Genomic DNA, 818 nt, shown 5'->3' on the forward strand with positions numbered 1-818 from the left:
CCACACACACTTTTTGTCCTATAAGCCTATTTTTATTTTTAGGTAAGAGGAGGTTTATTTATGAAGAGAATTTTTTCACTGTTAATGATGGGGATTTTTGTTTTAGTTGGGGCTGTATTTACAACAAATGCCTTTGATGTTACCGCTTATTCTAATAGCGGTAGTAAAGAAAGAATAATGCCGCTCGTGTATGTAGGGAATGCAGGGGTGAGCAATGAAACAGAGGCAAGAGAAATTTTATACAAAGCTATCGATCGTGAACTGGCTAAACACAAAAATTTATCACCTGTTAATATGGCTGAAAGCCAAAGTGTATTTGAAGAATATTAATTGGAAAACGATTTGAATCCTGATGATACTGCTTTGGGGCGTGGTTATGTGCCGAAGAAAAAGGAATTAAATGAAATGGCACAGCAAACAAATTCCGATTATGTATTATTGATTAATGCCAGAATCACCGATTCGAAAGTAAAAACTGCTTGGCTCGGTTTTTCTCCGGTAAAATTTGAAGTCACCGTATTGTACACTGTTCTTATTTATTCCGTTAAAGAAGATAAATATGTGTATAATGAAAAATACATTGTAAAAGAAAATGCTGCCGGTACCAGCAGCACCGAACGTGCTTTCAAAAAAGCTTGCATCAAATTTGCCGATAGAGAATTTACACTCGATCATATGACTTTGACTAAAGAAGCAATGTTAAAACAGTAAAATGTCAGTCTTTAGCTAGTATACGTCTTATTAAATCTGGTTTAATCCCGATTAAAATCTAATGAAAGAAAAAAATAGCGGCTTATAGGACAAAAAGTGTGTGTGGC

At 34.8% G+C, this 818-nt stretch carries 2 protein-coding genes; both read left to right on the forward strand.

Annotated elements, in window-relative coordinates:
- Positions 1-60 precede the first annotated feature (60 nt).
- A complete protein-coding gene (locus tag QZL64_RS00005) occupies positions 61-330 on the forward strand; it encodes a hypothetical protein (RefSeq protein ID WP_021840012.1) in 270 nt (89 codons plus the stop codon).
- On the forward strand, positions 331-711 hold the full coding sequence (locus tag QZL64_RS00010) for a hypothetical protein (RefSeq protein ID WP_296309011.1): 381 nt from the start codon (positions 331-333) through the stop codon (positions 709-711). It abuts the gene before it with no gap.
- Positions 712-818 lie beyond the last annotated feature (107 nt).

It is taken from the genome of Veillonella sp. CAG:933 (genome assembly GCF_000431435.1).
Taxonomy (GTDB): domain Bacteria; phylum Bacillota; class Negativicutes; order Veillonellales; family Veillonellaceae; genus Veillonella_A.

Excerpts from the sequence above, each read along its gene's own strand:
- QZL64_RS00005 (WP_021840012.1), top strand. The coding sequence starts at position 61 with ATGAAGAGAATTTTTTCACTGTTAATGATGGGGATTTTTGTTTTAGTT.